Source organism: Microbacterium sp. C5A9, assembly GCF_022627955.1.
In the GTDB taxonomy this organism is placed as follows: Bacteria; Actinomycetota; Actinomycetes; order Actinomycetales; family Microbacteriaceae; genus Microbacterium.
Map to the genome: position 1 here is coordinate 635557 of NZ_JABXGD010000002.1, position 15486 is coordinate 651042.

The window sequence follows — 15486 nt, forward strand, 5'->3', positions numbered from 1 at the left end:
TCGGTCTCGCGCACACCGGAATCCCTCGCCCCTGAGAGGCGGACGCGGGTCAGAGGCGGAGCGCGAGGATGTTCGCGGTGAGTCCTGCTGCCGTCCCGCACAGGATCACGAGATCACCGGAGCCGACGCGGCCGCTGTCGAGCGCTCGCGCGAGCATGAAGGGCACCGAGGCGGAGACCATGTTGCCGAAGTCGCCGACCTCGTCGATGCGGCGTTCGACGGGGATGCCGAGGCGGTCGAGCATCGGTCCGAGCGCCGCAGAGGCCTGGTGCGGCACCCACAGGGCGACGTCGTCGTACGAGATACCCGACGTCCGGTGGAAGTCGCCGAAGAACTCCGGCAGCACCCTCATCATCCCGAGCAGCGCCCGACGTCCGTCCATGTCGAAGAGGTAGTCGGCCGGATCGGTCTCCGCGAACCGCTGGGCGGGTGAGCGCGACAGCCCTCCCCTGATCTCGGTGTCATGGGCGTATGCGGGCCACGTCCGCTGCGCCGTCGCGACGACCCCGCGCTCGGGGCCGGCCCCGGCCGAGCGCCGCAGCACGAAGGCGGCGCCCGCGTCGCTGAACAGCTCGAAGCTCTCCCGTTGGTCCGGATTCAGGAACCGTGTGCCGACGTCGCCGGCGAACACGAGGATCGTCTCGTGGTCACCGGCGTCGAGGTAGCGCGAAGCCACGTCGAGCGCGGTGATGAAGCTCGTGCAGGTCGAGTTCACGTCGAAGGCGGCCGCATGCCCTGTCAGCGTCAATCTCTCGAGCACGAGAGCCGCGGTGCACGGGATCGGCTGCACCCCCGCCGCCGAGGCGCCGAGCACGAGGTCGACCTCGTTCGCGGTGATGCCCGCGTGCTGCAACGCCCGCTCGCACGCCTCGGCCAGCATGTCGAGGTGAGACACGTCGTCCTCGATGCGATAGCGCACCTCGTCGCCGAAGCGCACGGTGCGCGCGGGCAGTGACGTTCCCCACCCTGCGATCTCGCAGCCCTTCACCATCTCCGTTCCCCCCATTCCTGCACGACCCGGCGCAGCTTGACCGACCCGTCTCTCACGTAGTCGACGAAGACGAGCTCCGGCCGTTCGCAGTCGAGGCGGTCGGCCAGGGCGTCGACCTCCTCGGCGACTCGGCGCCGAGATCGATCATCGACCGTGTCGAGCGCGATCTCGAGCCGCGACTCGCCGGTCTGCGTGACCCTGTACTCGTCGAATCCGTCGGCATGGATCAGCGCCCGCGAGATCACATCGGCGAAGACGGGGATGCTGCGTCCGTCGAGCCTCCGGAAGACGAGCGTGTCTCCTTCCCGCCCCTCGATCCGCTCGATCGCGGTCAGCGCGCTTCCGCACGGACACGGTCCGCTCCGTTCGCGGAGGACGTCGCCCAGCCGGTAGCGCACGATCGGCTGCGCCCGACGGCGCAGATCCGTGATGATCGGAGTGAATCGCTCGTCGTCGAGTGCCTCGCGTTCGACGACGATGGCGTCCTCGTTCAGATGGATCACGCCCTGCTCGCAGGTGTGCGCGAGGAACCCCTCCGTGCACTGGTAGAGCTGGTGCACTCTCTCCTGGGCGAGCGACGCCCGGATGCGGTGCTCGTCCGACAGCTCGAGGACCTCTGCCACCGAGTACACCTTCTCGGGGATCACGTCGAACGCACCGGCATCCGCTGCGCGGGCGATGAGCCGCAGCACGGAGGGAGGGGCGACGAGGATGGTCGGCCGGTACTGCTGGAGACGCGTGATGTTGTCGCTCATGTCGGCGTAGACGTCGAAGTAGCGGAACGACACCGCCGTCGATCCGACGGATTCGTAGAGAGTGTTGTCCGCTCGCAGGAACAGCGCGATCCGGTGCCCGAGCAGCCTGCCGCGAGGAAGCGTACGCGCGAGCACGGTCCCGACCCAGGCGTCGCGTTCGGCACCGCTGACGACGAAGAGCCCTCGGTGCCCGCTCGTGCCGCTGGAGAGTCCGACGGAGTTCGTCCCGAGGTCGGCGTCGAACTCTCGCGCGCGCTCGTTCGCGATCGCCAGTGCGAGAGCGTCGTCCCGTGCGACGCCGACCGTGTTGATCTCGTCGAAGCGGCTCATCATGATGCTCTTGTCCATGAGGGGGAGTTCCGCGAACGTACGCGTCTCCAGCAGCTCGCGGAAGTACGGAGACCGCCGGCGGAGGAACCTCAGGTGCGCGGCCAGCAGACGTCTCTGGCGTCGCTCGACGGCCTCACGCGTGCGCAGAGGACGAAGCCACCGCACCGTCGCGAACTCGCGCAGGATCTGGAGCGTGCCCATCAGCCGAGCAGCTCCGTCGCAGCGAGCGGGTCGTGACTGCACACGACCGTGATCCCCTCGTCGACGAGGCGTCCCAGCACCCGCGCGGTCGCCGCGTACCGGCTCGCGTCGTGCTGGATCGCCCGAGGGAGCGCCCGCAGCCGCGAAGAGGCGTCGAGGAGGTCGCGTCCCCACGCGGCGTCTCCGGCGAGCAGCACACGGCCTTCGACCAGGGCTCCGAGGTGCCCGTCCGCATGTCCGGGAAGGTCGAGGACGAGGTAGGACCCGTCGCCGAGCAGATCGTGTGCCCGGAGCGAGACGTCGCCGGAGCGGACGGCACGGAAGTCCCCGTCGTGCAGCACGATCCGCTCGGCCTGCGGGAACCACTCGGGAAGCAGTCCCGGCAGCACTCCCGATCTCAGTCGCGGGTCGCGCAGGGTCCGCTCGTGACCCGCGCTGAGCACGAACGTCGCCCCGGGGAACCGCCGGACTCCCCCGATATGGTCCGGGTGCAGGTGCGACAGGACGACGTGCGTGACGGATGCCGGATCCATACCGTCCGCCACGAGCTGCGCGGCGATGTCGTCGGCCTCCACGACCCGCGGGGGCAGCAGCCGGCGGTAGACGGCCCCGCGCCATCCTGCGCGCCAGTCCGACGTCGCGTATCCCGTGTCGAAGAGGACGCGACGGCCGTCGCCGGAGTCGTAGAGGAACACACCCGAAGGGAACTCACGACGCCCCCGGGCGACGTCGCGGAACATCGCACCGACATCGTGAGACGTGCTCCCACAGCTGTAGTGGCGCAGGCTCCCCATCAGGCATCCGCCTTCAGGTGCGCGGCGACTGCGAGGAGCGCATCGTCCAGGGAGACCTCCGGTCGATAGCCGAGCTCCGCCCTCGCCCGAGAGATGTCGAGTGTCTGCGAGAACGCGATGGTGCTCAGCGTGTAGCGGGTGAGCGGGGGCTCGGGCCGCCCGGGGAGCACCGCGCAGACCCCCTCCATGGCTGACGCGAGAGCCCATGCGAGTCGGCGATCCAGGGGGCGGAAGCGCGGCTTCTCCCCCAGCAGCGTGAGCAGCGTCGTCAGGAGGTCGCGGAATCGGCGCGGATCGCCGTTCGAGATGTTGTACACCCCGCCGGCCGCGTCTCCCCGCGTGATCGCGAGTCGAAGCGCGGAGGCGACGTTCTCGACGGCCGTGACGTCGATGAGGTTCTCCCCCTGGCCGAACAGCGGCACCCCGACCCTGGCGTGCACGTCCAGCAGCCGCGGGATCAGGCTCGTGTCGCCCACCCCGATGAGGCCGCGCGGCCGGATGATCACCAGTTCCCCGATCTCCCCCGAATCCCGTGCTTCGAGGAGCAGATCCTCCGCGGCGATCTTCGATCGGATGTAGCCGTTCAGGCGGTTGGTGCGGTCGACCTCGGGTTCGCGGATGTCGAGACGGTCGCGCTTCGCCGCATAGACGCTCGGCGACGACACGTGGACGAGTCGCCGGACGTGGTTGCGCCGGGCGAACGCCACGACGTGTCCCGTCCCCGCGACATTGGCCTCGTGGAAGTCCTTCCACGCACCCCAGGGCGTCGACAGTGCGGCGCAGTGGATGACGGCGTCGACGGGAAGATGCCGCGCGCGGAGGGAGGCGAGGTCTCCCACGACGCGGTGCGGCTCGTCCGCCACGCGTGCGAGCGCCGCCTCATCGCGCCCCGCGGCGAAGACCTCGTAGCCGTGCCGACGCAGCTCGGGGACGACGTGACCGCCGAGGAACCCGCTCGCCCCCGTCACCAGCACACGGGCTCCGGACATGCACCTCACGATAGCCGCCCTATTGTGGTCGGGTGCGCATCGCCATGGTCACCGACTACTACCTGCCGACTCTGGGAGGCGTGCAGACCGTGATCAAGGCGCACCGAGAGGCGCTCGAGAGCGCCGGGCACGAGGTGGTCGTGTTCGCTCCCTTGGCTGAGCCGAGTGACGATCCACGCATCGTGCGCCTGCCGACGGCGCGGGGCTTCGCGCCGGACGGCTATCCGTTCACCTGGACACCGTCTGCCGCCGCGTCGGCGCTGCACGACGGTCTGCGCCGCCACTCGATCGAGGTCGTCCACGTGCACACCGAGATGTTCGCGGCACTCGCGGGGTTCGAGGCGGCGCGTGAGCTGGGCATCCCGGTCGTGCAGACCATGCACGGGCGCATCGACGTCTACACGCGCTCGGTGCTGCCGCTCCCGGCTGTCACGACCATCATGCTCGCGGCGATGCACCGACGACGCATGAGCCACGACGCGCACCTCGATGCGAGCGCCCCCTACGCCGGCACGCGCACGGCGAGACGGATGTGGCGGCTGATGGTGAGCCAGGCGAATCACGCCGATCATGTCATCGTGCCGTCGAAGCACTTCGCGACGAAGCTCGTCGACCAGGGAGTGCGGACCCCGCTGACCGTGCTGTCCAACGGGTTGGAGGACACGGTGCTCGCCGAGGTCGGGTCGCCGTCGGCCCGGGTGCTCGGCGCGGATGACGATCTCCGGGTGCTGTGGTGCGGCCGGCTCTCACCCGAGAAGCGGCCCGAGGTCTTCGTCGACGCCGCTCGGCGGCTGGCGGGCATCCGCGCCGAGATGTTCGGCGACGGGGTCGCGAGGAGCCGGGTCTCCTCCGCGGCCGCTGCGCTGCCGCACGACAGACTCACCGTGCACGGAGCGGTGCCGCAGTCGCGAGTGCTGCAGGGGATGCGACACGCGCACGTGCTGGTGTCGAGTTCGCTCGACTTCGACAATCAGCCGATGGTGATCCTCGAGGCCATCGCCGCGGGCCTCCCCGTGGTCGTCACGGACCCCGACCTGGCGGAGATGCTGCCGGACGGCGGCGGGCTGGTGACGAGGACCCCGGATGCCGACGGGATCGTCGAGACGCTCCGAGAGCTGCGTGACGCTCCTGACAGGATCACGGCGATGAGCGCCGCCGCGATCGCGCATCGCGACCGTGTCGCTCAGCGCACCCACCTCGACGCGCTCCTCGACGTCTACCGCTCGGTGCTGACGCCGCCGCAGTGACGCTCAGGCGTCGATCGCCTCGCGCGACAGGCGGTCGGACGAGTCGATGATGAACTCGCGCCGCGGTGCGACCTCATTGCCCATCAGCAGTTCGAAGACACGCCCCGCCGCCTCGGCATCCTCCATGCGCACACGACGCAGGAGACGTCCGCCGCGGTCCATCGTGGTGTTCGCGAGCTGCTCGGCATCCATCTCACCGAGACCCTTGTAGCGCTGGATGGGCTCATGCCACTTCTTGCCGGCCTTGCGCAGCTTGGCCAGAAGCGCGTGCATCTCCTGCTCGCTGTACGTGTAGATCGTCTCGTTCGGCTTGGAGCCGGGGTTCATGACGATCACGCGGTGCAGCGGGGGCACGGCGGCGAACACCCGTCCGTGCTCGATGAGCGGTCGCATGTAGCGGTAGAAGAGCGTGAGCAGCAGTGTGCGGATGTGCGCGCCGTCGACGTCGGCGTCGCTCATCAGGATCACCTTGCCGTAGCGTGCAGCGTCGATGTCGAAGCTGCGTCCGGACCCCGCGCCGATCACCTGGATGATCGAGGCGCACTCCGCGTTGGAGAGCATGTCGCCGACCGACGCCTTCTGCACGTTGAGGATCTTGCCGCGGATCGGCAGCAGCGCCTGGAACTCGCTGTTGCGCGCGTTCTTGGCGGTGCCGAGAGCCGAGTCCCCCTCGACGATGAAGAGCTCGCTGCGGTCCACATCGTTCGTGCGGCAGTCGACGAGCTTCGTCGGCAGGGTCGACGACTCGAGAGCGTTCTTCCGGCGCTGGGTCTCCTTGTGGGCGCGAGCCGAGACCCGCGCCTTCATCTCGGCGACGACCTTGTCGAGGAGCTGCGTGGCCTGACTCTTGTCGTCGCGCTTCGTCGACGAGAACCGCGCCGCCAGGTCCTTGCGCAGCACCTGCGCGACGATCTGCCGCACGGCGGGCGTGCCGAGGACCTCCTTGGTCTGACCCTCGAACTGCGGCTCGGGCACGTTCACGGTGAGCACGGCGGTGAGACCCGCCAGCACATCGTCCTTCTCGACCTTGTCGTTGCTGCCGACCTTGAGACGACGGGCGTTCTGCTCGACCTGGGCCCGCAGAACCTTGAGCAGCTCCTGCTCGAAGCCCTGCTGGTGCGTGCCGCCCTTGGGAGTGGAGATGATGTTGACGAACGAGCGGGTCACGGTGTCGTAGCCCGTCCCCCAGCGCATCGCGATGTCGACGGCGCAGACGCGCTCGACCTCGGTCGCCACCATGTGACCGTCCGCCTGCAGCACGGGGACGGTCTCCTTGAAGGTGCCCTCCCCCTGGATGCGCCAGGTGTCGGTCACCGGCGCGTCGGTCGCGAGGTACTCGACGAACTCCGAGATGCCGCCCTCGTAGTGATATGAGGTCTCGTCGACCTGCCCGGCGTCGTCGCCCTGACCCGCCGCGCGAGCATCCTTCACGACGATCTCGAGACCGGGCACGAGGAACGCCGTCTGGCGCGCGCGGGTCTCGAGTTCGTTCAGCTGGAACGCCGCATCTTTGGTGAAGATCTGGCGGTCGGCCCAGTAGCGCACGCGGGTTCCGGTGGCTCCGCGAGGCGCCTTGCGGATCACACGCAGCTCGCTCTTCTGCTCGAACGGCGTGAACGGCGCATCCGGTCGCTTCTCGCCCTTGTCGGCGAAGAGGCCCGGCTCTCCGCGATGGAAGGACATCGCGTACGTCTTGCCGCCACGGTCGACCTCGACGTCGAGACGCTCCGACAGTGCGTTGACGACCGAGGCGCCGACACCGTGCAGTCCACCGGATGCGGCGTAGGAACCGCCGCCGAACTTGCCACCCGCATGCAGCTTGGTGAAGACGACCTCGACGCCGGTGAGTCCCGTGCGCGGCTCGACATCGACAGGGATGCCGCGGCCTCTGTCATGCACCTCGACGCTGCCGTCGGAATGCAGGATCACGTCGATCTTCGATCCGTTGCCGGCCACGGCCTCGTCGACGGCGTTATCGATGACCTCCCAGAGGCAGTGCATCAGACCCGGTGAGCCGTTCGATCCGATGTACATACCGGGGCGCTTGCGGACGGCTTCGAGGCCTTCGAGCACCTGGAGATGATGGGCGGAATACTCGGCGGTCACAATCTCCGAGTCTATTCGCGGAGCACGCGGGAGCGGCGCAGACACTCCCCGCCGGGCCCCACCCGGCCCACATCCCGTACGCGCTGAGCGAAACACGCCGCAAAGCGGGCATGCACACAGGAATGCCGTGGTTGTATTGAACACGCCCAACCAGCGGACCCGACACTTTAGGAGGCACCGAGATGAACGCAACGACCGAACGTGAGACCTCCGCCGTCGAGTTCCGCCTGACCGCCATGGATCGTTGCGATTCGTGCGGCGCTCAGGCCTACATCGCGGCCGAGGTCAACGGCTCCGAACTGCTCTTCTGCGCCCACCACGGACGCAAGTACGAAGAGAAGCTCCGCAGCATCGCCACCAGCTGGCACGACGAGACCGCTCGCCTGATCGACTGATCGCAGCGTCTCGCCGAGAACGGAGTCCGTCGCAGGTCGGGCTCCGTTTTTCGTGTCACGAGGCAGTTCGCCATGTCACGGCGTCAGTGGCTCCGCCATGCCCCGCCAGCACCGTCACGTCACGGCACGTCAGGAGACGATCCGGCGCCGCACGCGGGGCGTCAGCCGAGTCAGGATCTCCTCGCCGACCGTGTCGATGCGCTCGGCCAGGCTCGTGGCACTCTGCTCGCCGTGCTCTCCCCCGCCGAACAGCGTGACGGTGTCGCCGACGGCGGCGCCCGCCCATCCGGCGACGACGGACGAGGTCTCGTGCACGCGACGCAGCTCTCGCGGCCCCTCCGGCGTCCCCACGTCGGCGCCGGCGAGCGTCGACGGGATCCCGTCGAACGAGCCGATCCCGACCACCACGTCATCGTCGAGCACCTCGAGCACCGTGGCCGTCAGCTCGGCGACGGGTGCGATCCCGTCGAGGTCGGGACCGTCCGCAGAGCGGATTCCGTAGCAGAAGGCTCCGATGCGGGAGAGAGAGCCTCGCAGCTCCGGGCGCCACCAGGACGCGGCCGACGCGGTGAGATGAAGCATCGCCGGTGTCCCTCCGGATTCGCCGGACACCCGCACGGCATCGAGGAACACGGAGCGCGCGTCGTCGTCTTCGGCGTCGCTCGCCTCCGCGAGGTGGCTCCAGATGCCGACGAAGCTGACGAGCCCCTCGCTCTCCGCGACGCGGACGACCCGGACGGTCTCCTCCCACTCCTCCGGCAGCAGACCGTTGCGGTGCAGGCCCGTGTCGATCTTGAGGTGCACCCTCGCGTGAGCACCGAGCGTCCTCGCACGGGTCACCACGCGTTCCAGGTACTCGGCCGTGCCGACGCCGAGGTCGATGTGATGCGCCAGCGCCTCGTCGATCTCGGCATCCGTCGAGGTCGCCCACGCGAAGATGCGACCCTCTGCGCCGAGCAGGCGCCGCATCTCGACACCGCTGGCGATGTCGTACGACCCGAACCACTCGACCCCCACGTCGCGGGCCGTCTCCACCGCCCACGTCAGGCCATGCCCGTAGGCGTCGTCCTTGAACACCATCATCAGCTCCGAGGGAGCGATGCGCTCGCGCACGGCGCGGATGTTCGCGACGAGGAGATCGGTGCGCAACCGCAGCTCGGGACGACTCATGCCTCCCACCCCCGCTCGGCGTGCGTGCCCGCCACCGTGATCAGCTCCGCGACGGAGAGCCCCGTGATCGCGCTCCAGCGCGCGAGCGCGGGTGCTGCGGCGCCTGTCCCGCCGAAGTAGGTGGCCTCGGTGCCGACCGGGACGACGTGGGCGCCGAGGTCGATCACGCAGACATCCATCGCGACGCGCCCGACGATGGGCACGTCGAGGCCGTCGACCTCGACATGCGCCGCGTTGCCGAGCGCGCGCACGATCCCCTGCGCGTATCCCCCGGTGATGAGGGCGGCGGTCGTGGCGTCGGAGGCACGGTGGGTGTAGCCGTAGGAGACCGCGTCTCCGGCTTTGAGCGGCTTCGTCGAGAGCACCCGTCCGGCGAGACGCATCACCGGACGCGTCCGGAGCACACCATCGCCGTCAGGAAGGCCGTAGAGAAGGTGCGCGTCGATGTCCGCTGTCCCGTCGATGGTCGCGTCGATGCCCTCGAGCGCGAGCGTCTCGGCCTCTGCGGCCGAGTCCACGAGCACGGCGCCTGCGCCCGCCGCGGTGACGGCGTGGGCGACCGCGAGCACACCGTGACCCCACGCGTCACGCCGGAGGTCTGCCAGACGCCCCCCTGCGGCGACCGCGGCCGACGCGGCGGAGGCGAGGGCCGATCGGGAGATCATCGCGCGCGGGCGGGAGGATGAAGTCGTCTCACACACGTGCTCCAGCCTAACCCTGGCCTTCCAGGTTGCCCTGAGCGTCCCCCGTAGACTGGTCGGGTACCCGACCCTGGAGATCCATGTCACGCTTTTCCCCTGTGCCCCGCGTCCGCTATCTGCTCGCGCGCGCCCGTCGCATCGACGTCGCCTCGGTCGTCGAGCGGGCCAAGGAGGCCTCTGCACAGCACGGCAAGGCCGTCCCGATCGTGGTCGCGGACATGCTGTGGTCCGCCGGTCGCCACAACGTCGGCTTCCAGGACTACATCGACTACGACTTCGCGATCCTGACCAAGGCGGAGCGTGACACCTTCATGACCCACCCGGTCTCGAACGAGATCTCGCAGAAGTATGATCACCCCGACTACCGCCATCTGTTCCACGATAAGGCCGAGTTCAACGCGCGCTTCGACGCCCTCCTCAAGCGCGAGTGGATGATGATCGTCGAGGGCAACGCCGACGAGCTCCGTGACTTCACCGAACGACAGGGCACGATCGTCGTCAAGGAGACCCACGGCCAGGCGGGCACGGGTGTGCACCGCTATCACGCCGCCGACGTGACCGACTGGACGGCGTTCCACGCCGAGCTGCTCCGCAAGAACCAGGTGCTCGTCGAGGAGGTCATCCGCCAGCATGCCGACCTCGCTGCCGTCTGCCCCGGAACCGTCAACACGACCCGCGTGACAGCGTTCTTCGACGGCGAGAAGACCCACATCCTCGCGATGGCGCAGAAGTTCGGCCGTGGCGCGGTGAGCGACCAGATGAGCTTCGGCGGCTTCTACACGATGCTCGACGAGAACGGCCACTCGGTGGGGCCCGGGTACGACTCGCATGGACACGTCCACGTGACGCACCCGGATTCGGGCTTCCCGATCGCCGACTTCCAGCTTCCGATGATCGACGAGGTGAAGAAGTTCGTCGATCAGGCCGCCAGGGTCGTGCCGCAGGTGCAGTACGTGGGGTGGGACATCGTCGTCACGCCGGAGGGCCCCGTGCTCGTCGAGGGCAACTGGGGTGCCGGTGTGTACGAGAACAAGCCCAGCGTCACGGGCATCCGCACCGGGCACAAGCCGCGCTACCAGGCGGCCATCGGCTTCTGAGCCGCGTCGGCGGACACGAGAAAGGCCCGGATGCTGAGCATCCGGGCCTTCTTCGTGTGGTCGAGCTGCGGCGGATCAGACCGCGCGGACGATTCCCATCGGGGTCGACTGCGTCGCCTGCCCGAGCGGGTTGTCGCCGAGGATCTGCACGAGGCGGCGCTCCCCTGCCTTGTCGAGCGTCGAGCCGAGGATGTTCCCGCCGATGTCGTTGATGTCCACGACGGCCACGTCGACGCCGGCACCGACGAGCTTCTGCACGCGGAGAGCGACCTCACGAGGGTTCTTCGGTCCGAGGACGACGGCCTCGTTGTACGGAGGGATCGTGTTCTTCGTCGGACCGTCGATGGCGCGCGCCTTGTCGCCCGCGATGCGGTAGAAGTCGCCGCGTCGCCCGAACGCCTTGGTGATCACCGACACTCCGGCGGCGAACAGGATGCGGATCGTGCCGCATTCCCGCAGCGCCATCTCCATGGTCTCGGGCATGCCGAGGCCGATCCCGTAGGACGTGCGCACGACATACCGCGAGAGGAAGCGCGCGAGGGGTCGCGGCGTGATCTCGTCGAGGCGGTACGAGCGCCCCTGTGTGATCGCCACGATCTTCTCGGTGACGAACAGCAGGTCGCCCGGCTGCACGGCATCCTTCGCGTACTCCGTGATCACGGCATCGAGATCGTCGTTCGGCATCACGACTCGCGTCTTCACCGGGATGCGCGCGTAGCTCTTGCCCTCGACGGTCGCTTCGAGAGCCTTGCCTTCGTTCGCCTGCATCACTCGAGGTAGTCCCGCAGCGACTGCGAGCGGCTCGGGTGGCGGAGCTTGGCCATCGTCTTCGACTCGATCTGGCGGATGCGCTCACGCGTCACACCGAAGGTGTCGCCGATCTGGTCGAGGGTCTTCGGCTGCCCGTCTCCGAGACCGAAGCGCATGCGGATGACACCGGCTTCGCGCTCGGACAGCGAGTCGAGCAGCTGCTCGAGCTGGCGCTGCAGCATCGTGAACCCGACAGCGTCCGCGGGGACGACTGCCTCGGTGTCCTCGATGAGGTCACCGAACTCGCTGTCGCCGTCCTCGCCGAGCGGGGTGTGCAGCGAGATCGGCTCACGGCCGTACTTCTGCACCTCGACGACCTTCTCCGGCGTCATGTCGAGCTCGCGGCTCAGCTCTTCCGGGGTGGGCTCGCGGCCCAGGTCCTGGAGCATCTGGCGCTGCACACGTGCGAGCTTGTTGATGACCTCGACCATGTGCACCGGGATGCGGATGGTGCGGGCCTGGTCGGCCATCGCGCGGGTGATCGCCTGACGGATCCACCAGGTGGCGTACGTCGAGAACTTGAAGCCCTTGGTGTAGTCGAACTTCTCGACCGCACGGATCAGACCGAGGTTGCCCTCCTGGATCAGGTCGAGGAACTGCATCCCACGGCCCGTGTAGCGCTTCGCGAGAGACACGACGAGACGGAGGTTGGCGCCGAGCAGGTGGCTCTTCGCACGCTGCCCGTCGCGGGCGACCCACTGAAGGTCGAGCCCGAGCTGGCTCGTCTTCTCGGCGGCCGACATCGCGGAGAGCTTCTCTTCGGCGAACAGTCCCGCCTCGATGCGCATCGCGAGCTCGACCTCTTCGGCCGCGTTGAGGAGCGCGACCTTTCCGATCTGCTTGAGGTAGTCCTTGACGGGGTCGGCGGTGGCGCCGGTGATCTGGGTCGAGTAGACCGGGACGTCCTCATCGTCGTTCGACGAGATGACGATGGCGCCGGTGGGCAGCGGCTCGGTGAACTTGGGCTTCGAGTCCTCGTCCTCCTCCTCGGCCGCCTCTGCGACGGGAGCCTCGTCATCTTCGACGATGTCGTCCGACTTCTTCTTCTTCGCGGGGGCGCGCTTGGCAGCGGCACGCTGCGCGGCGGTCTTCGGGGCCGGCTTCTCAGCCACCTCCTCGACCTTCGCCTCGCCCTCCGGAGCTTCAGCGGTCTTCTTCGTCCGGGTGTTCTTTGTCGTGGCAGGAGTCACGTTTCGCCTTTCACGGGGCCGCTGGCGACCCCGGGACTTTTCGGACACTAGTAAGACCCTTGTCAAGTCAGATCTCCGAAAAGATCGATTGACAACGGGTCAGAGTCCTAGTATCGCACACGTGTGGAGGTGCAGGCGCATTCCGGCCGACTTCGACTCTCGACGGCGTCCGACGGCGCCCCGCCGATCATCCCCTGCCGGGCTTGTCCTCGTCGCCGCTCGGACGCGAGGCGAGATATCTCTCGAGCTCCGCAGCGAGTTCATCCGCGCTGGGCAGGTCGCGTTCGTTGAAGCCGCCCTCGTCGAACGAGCCGTCCTCAGGGTCGCGCCCGGCCATGTAGGCGTCGTAGCGACGCTCGAGTCCGTGGACCATCTGCTGAAGCTCGTCGTTGCCGATGACCTGCTCATCGACGCGGTTGACGTACGCCTCTCGGCTCTCGCGGACCTCGTCGAGCATCAGCACGAGACCGGTCGCGGCCATGAGCCGTTCGGCGGCCGTGATCACCGCGTCGGGGTTCTCGGTCTCGGCGAGGTAGTGCGGAACCAGCAGCACGAACCCGACCACGCGGTCTCCCCGCTCGGAGAAGCGGAACTCGAGCAGGTGACCGGCCGTGGCAGGCACCTGGGTGCGCGGGCGCCAGACCGAGTGGGCGACCGTGAGCTCGCGGCGGTTGCCGCTCACGGTGGTGCCGATGGGGCGGGTGTGCGGAACGGGCATCGCGATCGAATGCACCCAGTTGAGTCCCGAGACCTCGAACTCGTCGGCGAGCTCGAGCACCGTGCGGGCGAACTCGTTCCAGGCGAAGTCCGGCTCATAGCCGGCCAGCAGCAGGAACTTCTGCCCGAGTGCATCCGTCGCGAGCGAGAGCTCGAGCCGTGCCGGACGGAACTCGGTGAGGTGGTCCTGGTCGAAGGAGATCACAGGCCGTCGAGCGCGGTAGTCGAGCAGAACGTCGTTGTCGAAGACCGCGATCGGCTGGGGGGACGTGGTCTCGCGCAGATGCTCGATGAGGCCGGAGACGGCGCTGCCCGCATCGGTGAAGCCTGTCAGGAGCAGGACAAGCGGCAGCCCGCGCGGCACCGCCGGCGCGTTCGCGACACGTTCATGGATCTCTCCGGAGAAGGGCATGTCTCCATGCTACGAGCACGTTCCGATGGGAGGGCTGCGGGCATCATGCTGAGAGCGAACACTCCGCTCCGCGATCATGCCGGTGCTGATCCGTAGGATGGAGGGCATGACGCTTCCCGCGCTCTCGCGCACCTCAGATCAGTTTCCCGGAAGCGCTGCAGATGCCGCAGTGCTCGTCATCCCCGACATCTCGGACTCCGCGGAGTCGCTGTCCGATCACCCCGGGCTCGCCGCTTCTCTCGCAGCCGTCGGCTTCACCGGCGCCGCGTCCGCGTTCACCCGCGTCTACGCACCGCAGGTCACCGAGCTTCCGTTCGCCGTGGTCGGCGTCGGGCGCGCACCCGACGCCCGCGCCGTGCGCAACGCGGTCGGCGCCACACTTCGCACCCTCACGGGCTTCGAGACCGTATCGGTCGGCCTGACCCCAGGCCTCGAGCAGTTCGCTGACGCCGCTGCCGAGGGCGCCGTGCTCGGCGGCTACCGCTTCGACGGATACCGCCGGGATGCCGGAAAGACCCGCGCGACGTCCGTGATCCTGCACGCCGAGCTCGACGAGTCCGCTGCAGCTCGCGCCGTCGCCGTCGGTGAGGCCGTCGCCCTCATCAAGGACCTCGTGTTCGTGCCGGCGGAGTGGCAGAGCCCTGCTCAGCTGGCGCAGAGCGCCGCCGACAGCGTCGAGGGCCTGGACGTCACGGTGGAGATCCTCGACGAGAAGACGCTCGCCGACCAGGGGTTCGGAGGAATCCTCGGCGTGGCCCAGGGATCCGATCGTCCGCCGCGTCTCGTGCGTCTCGACTACGCCCCCGAGAACGCCACGCGCCACATCGCACTGGTCGGCAAGGGCATCACCTTCGACACCGGTGGTCTCTCGCTCAAGCCCGCAGCGTCGATGGTCGGCATGAAGTTCGACATGGCGGGCGCGGCGACAAGCCTCGCCGCTCTGCGCGCCATCGCCGCCCTCGACCTTCCGGTGCGCGTCACCGCGTGGCTGTGCATCACCGACAACATGCCGTCCGGTCGAGCTCTGCGCCCGGGCGATGTCATCAGGATGCTGGACGGCACCACCGTCGAAGTCCCCAACACCGACGCCGAGGGTCGGCTCGTCATGGCCGACGGACTCGTGGCCGCGAGCCGCGAGAACCCCGACGTGATCATCGATGTCGCGACACTCACCGGTGCGATCGTCATGGCCCTGGGCCACCGACACACCGGCGTCTTCGGCGACGACGGAGCGGTCGAGGAGTTCCTCGCCGCCGCGAAGACCGCAGACGAGCTCGCCTGGCACATGCCGCTGCCCGAGCACATGGAGGACTCGCTCGACTCCCCCATCGCCGACATGCAGAACGCGAACATGAGCGATCGCATGGGTGGTGCGTCGTACGCCGGACTCTTCCTGCGACGGTTCGTCGGCCGCGTCTCCGACGAGAAGGACGCACCGCGCATCCCGTGGGTGCATCTCGACATCGCGGGCTCGGGCGAGCACAACGGTGCACCGTACGGCTTCACCGACAAGGGCCCCACGGGCGCGATGGTCCGATCGATCATCGCGTTCGCCACCGCATCCCACCAGGAGGCATGACC

14 protein-coding genes are annotated in these 15486 nt (G+C 68.5%); 4 read left to right on the forward strand and 10 right to left on the reverse strand.

The genetic code is table 11. The features are described from left to right. Positions 1-49: 49 nt before the first annotated feature. Genes HWD99_RS06320 through HWD99_RS06335 form a run of 4 tightly spaced genes read right to left on the reverse strand, consistent with a single transcriptional unit; the run spans position 50 to position 4060 of the window. Positions 50-991, reverse strand: coding sequence for a 3-oxoacyl-ACP synthase III family protein (locus tag HWD99_RS06320; protein ID WP_241795366.1), 942 nt, complete (start codon positions 989-991; stop codon positions 50-52). Next, complete coding sequence (locus HWD99_RS06325; protein WP_241795367.1) at positions 985-2277, reverse strand: F390 synthetase-related protein; 1293 nt, start codon at positions 2275-2277, stop codon at positions 985-987. The genes HWD99_RS06320 and HWD99_RS06325 overlap by 7 nt, the downstream gene beginning before the upstream one ends. Next, positions 2277-3017: an MBL fold metallo-hydrolase gene (locus tag HWD99_RS06330; RefSeq protein WP_241795368.1), complete on the reverse strand. Its 741-nt coding sequence runs from the start codon at positions 3015-3017 to the stop codon at positions 2277-2279. The genes HWD99_RS06325 and HWD99_RS06330 overlap by 1 nt, the downstream gene beginning before the upstream one ends. 53 nt (positions 3018-3070) lie before the next feature. Next, positions 3071-4060, reverse strand: a complete 990-nt coding sequence (locus HWD99_RS06335; protein ID WP_241795369.1) for an NAD(P)-dependent oxidoreductase — start codon at positions 4058-4060, stop codon at positions 3071-3073. Between the two features lie 32 nt (positions 4061-4092). Here HWD99_RS06335 and HWD99_RS06340 point away from each other — a divergent pair, with 32 nt between their 5' ends. Next, positions 4093-5307 carry a glycosyltransferase gene (locus tag HWD99_RS06340; RefSeq protein ID WP_241795370.1) on the forward strand — a complete coding sequence of 405 codons (1215 nt, stop codon included), beginning with the start codon at positions 4093-4095 and terminating at the stop codon, positions 5305-5307. A 3-nt stretch (positions 5308-5310) separates the two neighbouring features. Here the strand turns inward: HWD99_RS06340 and HWD99_RS06345 are convergent, their stop codons facing one another. Then, entirely contained in the window at positions 5311-7413 is a 2103-nt protein-coding gene (locus HWD99_RS06345) for a type IIA DNA topoisomerase subunit B (RefSeq protein WP_374205452.1), read from the reverse strand. 182 nt (positions 7414-7595) lie between these two features. On the opposite strand from HWD99_RS06345, the gene HWD99_RS06350 reads away from it, so the two are divergent. Further along, a complete protein-coding gene (locus HWD99_RS06350; protein ID WP_042540282.1) occupies positions 7596-7808 on the forward strand; it encodes a hypothetical protein in 213 nt (70 codons plus the stop codon). Between the two features lie 129 nt (positions 7809-7937). Here HWD99_RS06350 and HWD99_RS06355 read toward each other — a convergent pair whose 3' ends face one another. Both HWD99_RS06355 and HWD99_RS06360 read right to left on the reverse strand, forming a co-directional pair. Next, a complete protein-coding gene (locus HWD99_RS06355) occupies positions 7938-8978 on the reverse strand; it encodes an alanine racemase (protein ID WP_241795371.1) in 1041 nt (346 codons plus the stop codon). Then, the gene (locus tag HWD99_RS06360) at positions 8975-9643 is read right to left on the reverse strand and encodes an alanine racemase C-terminal domain-containing protein (protein WP_241795372.1); all 669 of its coding nucleotides are present in this window, start codon (positions 9641-9643) and stop codon (positions 8975-8977) included. The genes HWD99_RS06355 and HWD99_RS06360 overlap by 4 nt, the downstream gene beginning before the upstream one ends. A 116-nt stretch (positions 9644-9759) precedes the next feature. Here HWD99_RS06360 and HWD99_RS06365 point away from each other — a divergent pair, with 116 nt between their 5' ends. Beyond that, entirely contained in the window at positions 9760-10776 is a 1017-nt protein-coding gene (locus HWD99_RS06365) for a sugar-transfer associated ATP-grasp domain-containing protein (protein ID WP_241795373.1), read from the forward strand. 75 nt (positions 10777-10851) lie between these two features. On the opposite strand, the gene HWD99_RS06370 is transcribed toward HWD99_RS06365, so the two are convergent. From HWD99_RS06370 to HWD99_RS06380, 3 genes are all read right to left on the reverse strand, one after another. After that, complete coding sequence (locus HWD99_RS06370) at positions 10852-11544, reverse strand: coenzyme F420-0:L-glutamate ligase (RefSeq protein WP_241795374.1); 693 nt, start codon at positions 11542-11544, stop codon at positions 10852-10854. Then, positions 11544-12776 (reverse strand): RNA polymerase sigma factor, encoded by a 1233-nt coding sequence (locus HWD99_RS06375; RefSeq protein ID WP_241795375.1) that lies wholly within the window; start codon positions 12774-12776, stop codon positions 11544-11546. The genes HWD99_RS06370 and HWD99_RS06375 overlap by 1 nt, the downstream gene beginning before the upstream one ends. A gap of 187 nt (positions 12777-12963) precedes the next feature. Beyond that, on the reverse strand, positions 12964-13905 hold the full coding sequence (locus HWD99_RS06380) for a proteasome assembly chaperone family protein (protein WP_241795376.1): 942 nt from the start codon (positions 13903-13905) through the stop codon (positions 12964-12966). A 106-nt stretch (positions 13906-14011) separates the two neighbouring features. Here HWD99_RS06380 and HWD99_RS06385 point away from each other — a divergent pair, with 106 nt between their 5' ends. Beyond that, complete coding sequence (locus tag HWD99_RS06385) at positions 14012-15484, forward strand: leucyl aminopeptidase (RefSeq protein ID WP_241795377.1); 1473 nt, start codon at positions 14012-14014, stop codon at positions 15482-15484. Positions 15485-15486 lie beyond the last annotated feature (2 nt).

Bases quoted from the DNA above. Each gene is read 5' to 3' on its own strand.
- HWD99_RS06320 (WP_241795366.1), bottom strand. From the start codon at position 991: ATGGTGAAGGGCTGCGAGATCGCAGGGTGGGGAACGTCACTGCCCGCG.
- HWD99_RS06325 (WP_241795367.1), bottom strand. From the start codon at position 2,277: ATGGGCACGCTCCAGATCCTGCGCGAGTTCGCGACGGTGCGGTGGCTT.
- HWD99_RS06330 (WP_241795368.1), bottom strand. From the start codon at position 3,017: ATGTTCCGCGACGTCGCCCGGGGGCGTCGTGAGTTCCCTTCGGGTGTG.
- HWD99_RS06335 (WP_241795369.1), bottom strand. From the start codon at position 4,060: ATGTCCGGAGCCCGTGTGCTGGTGACGGGGGCGAGCGGGTTCCTCGGC.
- HWD99_RS06350 (WP_042540282.1), top strand. From the start codon at position 7,596: ATGAACGCAACGACCGAACGTGAGACCTCCGCCGTCGAGTTCCGCCTG.
- HWD99_RS06355 (WP_241795371.1), bottom strand. From the start codon at position 8,978: ATGAGTCGTCCCGAGCTGCGGTTGCGCACCGATCTCCTCGTCGCGAAC.
- HWD99_RS06360 (WP_241795372.1), bottom strand. From the start codon at position 9,643: ATGATCTCCCGATCGGCCCTCGCCTCCGCCGCGTCGGCCGCGGTCGCC.
- HWD99_RS06365 (WP_241795373.1), top strand. From the start codon at position 9,760: ATGTCACGCTTTTCCCCTGTGCCCCGCGTCCGCTATCTGCTCGCGCGC.
- HWD99_RS06370 (WP_241795374.1), bottom strand. From the start codon at position 11,544: ATGCAGGCGAACGAAGGCAAGGCTCTCGAAGCGACCGTCGAGGGCAAG.
- HWD99_RS06380 (WP_241795376.1), bottom strand. From the start codon at position 13,905: ATGCCCTTCTCCGGAGAGATCCATGAACGTGTCGCGAACGCGCCGGCG.
- HWD99_RS06385 (WP_241795377.1), top strand. From the start codon at position 14,012: ATGACGCTTCCCGCGCTCTCGCGCACCTCAGATCAGTTTCCCGGAAGC.